This window comes from Mesorhizobium abyssinicae (assembly GCF_049887195.1).
Classification (GTDB): domain Bacteria; phylum Pseudomonadota; class Alphaproteobacteria; order Rhizobiales; family Rhizobiaceae; genus Mesorhizobium; species Mesorhizobium abyssinicae.
The window spans coordinates 1-5,727 of record NZ_JARAKC010000057.1 but is presented as its reverse complement, the minus strand read 5'-3'; the positions used below and the strand labels follow the sequence as shown (position 1 = coordinate 5,727).

Genomic DNA, 5,727 nt, shown 5'->3' with positions numbered 1-5,727 from the left:
CACGCGACCGAAGATCGTCGCTCAGTGCCTTTCCCATCGTCCACCTCCCGTTGAGACGGACGTTGAATCACCGGCGGGCGCTTCAGTCACATCACATTCGATTCATCGATCACGGGACGTGCTCTAGGTTTAAGCCTCAATGGATTACCTTTTTCGTGGCCCGTCGCAGCGCGCGCAGGCCGCCCCTATTCCCTTGTCCCAAGCGTTGATAGCTCTGATTTCTGAATTCTTAAGGAGGCAGCATCGACCAGCGGTTCAAGGGTGATCGAAAGAGTTCGGATATACGCCTCCTTGCGCGGGCTGCGTGCAATCCTGTCGTTTGCCTGATACCGCAAACTCGGAGGTGAGACGATGTCGCGACCGGCACACGGCACGAGTTCCAAATAATGTGAATTATGCAAAGCTATCGGCGCAACCGGTGGCCTTCTGCGCTGGTTCTATGGGCCTTCACTTTCGTCGACGATTGAAACCGATGCAAGCGCAGCTAATGAAAGAACCATGAAAAACAGTAGCTTAACCTGCTTGACATAGATCCGACGTGCACATTTGAGACCATGGTAGGACTTAGTCGCAAATTGACGAATTGAAGAAGATTTTAGCACCATGAATCTGCGGCGATCTTGACGAGCATCGCTTTTATATATAATGCTCATTTTATCTGAGAGTGATCGCCTGCGGTTGGGTGGACCGCCACGATCGCAGCCCGGATTGCAACTGACGCTTAAAGAAGCAGGTTCGAAGACAGTTGTTTCGAAAAAGGATCAGCGCCAATGCCGAGGCGAGTGAATAATATGACTGCGTATCTACGCACTCCTCAACGCCAAGTTATCTCGGGGAAATTCGATCGCAATCGACGTCCATATGTCATCAGCTATAGAATTACGGGAAACTAAGAAGTCTGGCGCGACGATGCATGACATCTTCCGCCGCAACCCTTCGCTCACCTAAGGAGAAGATTGATGCCGCTTTCTATGAACCGAGAAGTTTTTATTACTTGTGCCTTGACCGGCGCAGCAGATACTGCATCCACTTCCCGCCACGTTCCTCGTTCGCCGAAAGAAATTGCAGCCGCTGCCGTCGAGGCTGCAAAGGCGGGGGCCGCAGTCGCGCACATTCATGTTCGTGACCCTGAAACCGGTGCACCGTCTCGAAAGCATGAACTATATAAAGAAGTCACTGACCGTATCCGACAGGCGGATACCGACGTTGTGCTAAACATCACCGCTGGTATGGGCGGCGACATGATTTTCGGCAGTGCCGAACAGCCCTTTCCACTCGACCCCACTACTGATCTTGTCGGTGTATCCGAAAGATTCAGCCACATTATCGAGTGCGCCCCGGAGATCTGTACACTTGATTGCGGCACGATGAATTTCAAACTTGGCGATTATGTGACGGTGCATACGCCATCGACACTTCGCGCGCTGGCGAAAATGATGACCGACTTTGGCGTTCGCCCGGAAATGGAGGTCTTTGATACGGGACATCTTTGGTTTGCAAAGCAACTTGTCGAAGAGGGTCTGATTGAAGATCCTGTCTTGGTTCAGCTCTGCATGGGTGTTCCTTGGGGGGCCCCTAATGACCTCAACACTTTCATGGCGATGGTGAACAGCGTTCCCTCGAACTGGACCTTTTCAGTCTTTGCGATAGGACGCGACGCGATGGCATATCCGGCGGCGGCTGTGCTAGCGGGCGGTAATGTGCGCGTTGGTCTCGAAGATAATCTCTACGTTGCCAAAGGTCAGCTTGCGACCAACGGCCAGTTGGTCGAGAAGGCCGTCAATGTCGTCGAAAACATGGGCGGCAGGATTATCGGGCCCGATGAAGTACGCCGGAAGCTTAAACTCACAAAGCGGTAAGCGCCATGCTTCCTGCAGGAAGCGGGTCATGCGACCCGCTTCCTCGGAATGCTCGCCTCAGACTCGATGAAGAAGCAGTTCGGAAGGTAAATCAGATGGCTAAAATCAGCACGGCGGCTTGTATCGGCGGTGGCGTTATAGGCGGAGCTTGGGCTGCACGCTTCGTCCTGGCCGGCATCGATACCAGAATCTTCGATCCGCATCCGGAAGCTCAGCGGCTCACGTCCGAAGTCATGGCAAATGCCGAACGCGCATATGAGATGCTCACGAGCGCGCCTCTCCCCGTCAAGGGCACTTTAACCTTCAGCGGGTCGCTCGAAGAAGCCGTGCGAGGCGCCGAGTGGATTCAGGAGAGTGTGCCGGAGAAGCTCGATGTTAAACGTAACGTCTTGACACAGATAGACGCTGCAGCCGATCCCAAGGCGCTGATCGGCTCTTCGACCTCTGGCCTGATGCCGACCGATCTGCAGCGCGACATGAAGTACCCAGAGCGCATGTTTGTCGCTCACCCTTACAACCCTGTATATTTGCTGCCACTAGCCGAGCTCGTCGGTGGCACTAAAACCACCAGAGCGGCGCTCGAAGACGCCAAGGTCAAGCTCGCTACGATAGGCATGACAGGGCTTGTCATCAACAAGGAGATTGAAGCGTTCGTCGGCGACCGCCTTCTGGAAGCGTTCTGGCGGGAGGCCCTCTGGCTGATCAAGGACGGCATCTGCGACACCGAAACTCTCGATAATGTGATCCGCTACTCATTTGGCCTTCGCTGGGCACAGATGGGCCTATTCGAGACGTACCGCATGGCTGGCGGTGGGGCTGGCATGCGGGACTTTCTTTCCAAGTATGGTCCCAGCCTTTCCTGGCCCTGGACCAAGCTGACCGATGTGGTCGACCTCGATGCCGACCTTGTTGAAAAGATCGCCGTTCAGTCTGACGCCCAGTCGGGGCAGCGTAGCGTTCGAGAACTCGAACGCATCCGCGATCAGAATCTCGTCAGCATCATGCAGGCGCTGAAGACCGGCGATGAGGGCCGTGGCTGGGGGGCCGGGAAGCTCCTGGCTGAGTTCGAGGCTCATCTTTGGAAGACCACGCCGCAGCCGAAGCCTCAGGCCAGTCCCAGTAATAAGGCGTTAAGGCTTCTCACGCTGAAAGTTGCTCCAACTTGGATCGACTATAACGGTCATATGACCGAATACCGATACACCCAGTGCTTCGCCGATGCTACCGAGGCGCTCCTTCAAACGATCGGGGTCGACGCGGACTATGTAAAGGCTGGCCATAGTTACTACACGGTGGAAAGCCATGTCCGGCTCCTCGCTGAGGCGAAGCTTGGGGACGCGCTATATGTCGAGGCGCAACTCCTGCCGTCGGACGGCAAAAAAATCCATACCTTTATGTGGCTGTATCGAACTTCCGACGGCACGCTGCTGTCGACTTACGAGCATCTATTGCTCCATGTTTCTTCGAACGAGAACCGCTCCGTTCCCCCACTGCACGGGGTGATGAGGAAACTGAAGCCGCTCATCGAGGCCCATGCGGCCCTCCCGGTTCCCGATGCGGCGGGACGGTCGGTTGGGCAGAGGAAGTGACTACGCCCATAATCCGCAGGACGGTATTGTTGTCTTCCGTCGCCGCATCTCGGCCGACGCAGGCAAGCCCCTTTGTTCGTGCCGAGACTACGATCAATTCCTCACGACACAGAGGATTTGACCCGGCGCCCTCTTGAGAAAGAAACAAAGATCAAGAGAATGGGCCGATCTTTGAGAACCTGCAGGACCGGCCGAAGGCCACCGCAATCGACCAGGCATCTCATGCTTGATGCGTCCCTGAAGGAAAGGTTCGCGCAGTTGCCGATCTGCGGCGAAGTGGGCGGGGTGGGTGGGCAGCTAGTTCGAGGTTGTGGCGACCAGAGCAATAGAAAGCCATATTGTCGGACACTCAATATTGGTGAGCGGTACCATGGCGGCGCGCGAACGCGATCTTGATGCGTGCTCAAAGCCGTATGGAACATCCATGGCTACGTGGCGCCCTTAGCAGCTAAGGCCTAGGTCGAGGAGCCACCTGCCGTTCGGTAAGGGACAATCGCCGAAACAAGATCAACCGCTACTGGAGCGCTTCGTGAGCAAGATCTATATGGAAGCCCGTTCTGCGCTGGAAGGCCTGCTGTTTGATGGAATGGTGATCGCCGCGGGCGGGTTTGGGCTTTGCGGAATACCGGAGCTTTTGATCGGCGCTATCCGGGACGCTGGTGTCAGTGGGCTGACGATTGCGTCGAACAATTGCGGCGTCGACGATTTCGGACTCGGCGTGCTGCTGAAGACGAAGCAGATCAAGAAGATGATCTCGTCCTATGTCGGCGAGAACGCCGAGTTCATGCGCCAATACCTGAGCGGTGAACTGGCACTCGAATTCGCCCAGCTCTCTGCTTGCAGCCGTATAGCTCAAATGCCGCGCGGCAGCCTCAAACGTAACGAGAGCATTTGGAGGCGGAAGAAAACGTTTTAACGCCATTACGGCAGACCCAACTCAGAAATCTGCGCATTCGGCATTTAGGAGGACGGAGGCGCGATGATATGATTGTTTATCATTCGCCATTCCGCCAACCAGGTCAAGCGTCGTCTGATTTGGCTCGGGCGATGCGGTGCTGACGAATGTCGTAGCCCCTTCCTGTGAGTACCACCGATTTGTAGTCGCCTTCGCGCGACGTGCGGATCGAGCGGTCCCAATTCTCAGGACGCGGGTATGATCGGGCGCGTGATTCGTCCGGGCGATTACCCCCGCCGCGCATCGAAGTCGAGGCTTCAAATCGCAGCCAGCGGTTCTATGTCCATTCGCGATCGATAGAGATCATGGAAGTAGCGCATCGCGTGCTCTGAAATTGCGTGGTCGTTGGGGTCTGTCACATACCAGCCATGACTGAATGCCGTCCGCATCCCGCGCTGTACATTTTCGCAAAGCGCCTGATCTTCCGCGGACACCACGTTAGCTGTCCAAATCGAACGAAGACGCTCGCGCTCTGCGGCACCTGCATCAGTCGCTTCTCGAGGCTTGAGCGGTACAGTAACTCGAGAGGTTTTATCTACCTCAAGCGGATCAAAACGCGAGACATAGAAATTCTGAACGCCAGGAAAGCGACCAAGCAAGATATTTTGGAAAATCCACCAAAATTCCGCAGTCAATACATCGTGATCTAAGTCAATAGGATAGGCTTTATTCTCACTCTTCATGGCTATCGGCAAATTAAAATATGTAAAATTCTTATAAAGCGTGACCTTGTGGTCTTCCAAGCGCACCATATCACTGAATTCGCGGTGCGCCGTTTGGCAGTGATAGCACTCTAGAGCGTTATCGATCATTATCTTCCAGTTTGCATTGCAAACATAGTTGGCTGTGAACCCGTCGCCACCGGCGCCCGTCACGTATTGTGGAAGATCGGGACAAGCTCGTAGCAACTGAAACTCCAGTCGGGAGAACTTCTGCAAGCGGCTGCGCCGCAACATCCGCGTTAACGAACACTAATCCCGCCATTGTGTCCGAGCGCACGGGAATCAACGACCGCGTTGGGATCACGCTCGACACCCCGAGCACCTCTCAGAGACCGTTTTGAAAATCGGCTTGCTATGGGTTCCGTCTGAGGCTGGGTTATGATTCAAGCTGTGGATGTGGACAGAACAGAGCCGTGGGCGGATGGCCCGGATTGCCAAGAAGACCAAGCGCTACCCGTCTGATTTGACGGACGAGGAGTGGGAGCAGTTCGCACCGCTGATGCCCAAGCCTGGGCGTCGCGGCCGTCCGCGCGAGGTTGATTTCCGGGAGGTGGTCAACGCCCTGCGCTACCTGGTCCGCTCCGGTTGCGGTTGGCGGATGC

The 5,727-nt window shown here is 55.5% G+C and carries 4 protein-coding genes and 1 pseudogene; 4 read left to right on the top strand and 1 reads right to left on the bottom strand.

The features are described from left to right. Nucleotides 1-959 precede the first annotated feature (959 nt). The 3 genes and pseudogenes from bcoG to PU724_RS33345 form a co-directional block, all read left to right on the top strand. Nucleotides 960-1,859, top strand: coding sequence for a 3-dehydrocarnitine:acetyl-CoA trimethylamine transferase BcoG (gene bcoG, locus PU724_RS33355; RefSeq protein ID WP_354426010.1), 900 nt, complete (start codon nucleotides 960-962; stop codon nucleotides 1,857-1,859). 95 nt (nucleotides 1,860-1,954) lie between these two features. Then, complete coding sequence (locus PU724_RS33350) at nucleotides 1,955-3,448, top strand: carnitine 3-dehydrogenase (RefSeq protein ID WP_354426012.1); 1,494 nt, start codon at nucleotides 1,955-1,957, stop codon at nucleotides 3,446-3,448. 544 nt (nucleotides 3,449-3,992) lie between these two features. Further along, nucleotides 3,993-4,271: pseudogene (locus PU724_RS33345) on the top strand (CoA-transferase); the annotation flags it as partial. A gap of 389 nt (nucleotides 4,272-4,660) precedes the next feature. On the opposite strand, the gene PU724_RS33340 reads toward PU724_RS33345, so the two are convergent. Then, nucleotides 4,661-5,341 (bottom strand): SRPBCC family protein, encoded by a 681-nt coding sequence (locus tag PU724_RS33340; RefSeq protein ID WP_354426014.1) that lies wholly within the window; start codon nucleotides 5,339-5,341, stop codon nucleotides 4,661-4,663. Nucleotides 5,342-5,519: 178 nt separating this feature from the next. Between PU724_RS33340 and PU724_RS33335 the strand changes: the two genes are divergently transcribed. Then, nucleotides 5,520-5,727: transposase (locus tag PU724_RS33335; protein WP_426213809.1), on the top strand; the 208-nt coding region annotated here is incomplete at its 3' end.

Coding starts and splice junctions, on each gene's coding strand:
- bcoG (WP_354426010.1), top strand. CDS start 960: ATGCCGCTTTCTATGAACCGAGAAGTTTTTATTACTTGTGCCTTGACC.
- PU724_RS33350 (WP_354426012.1), top strand. CDS start 1,955: ATGGCTAAAATCAGCACGGCGGCTTGTATCGGCGGTGGCGTTATAGGC.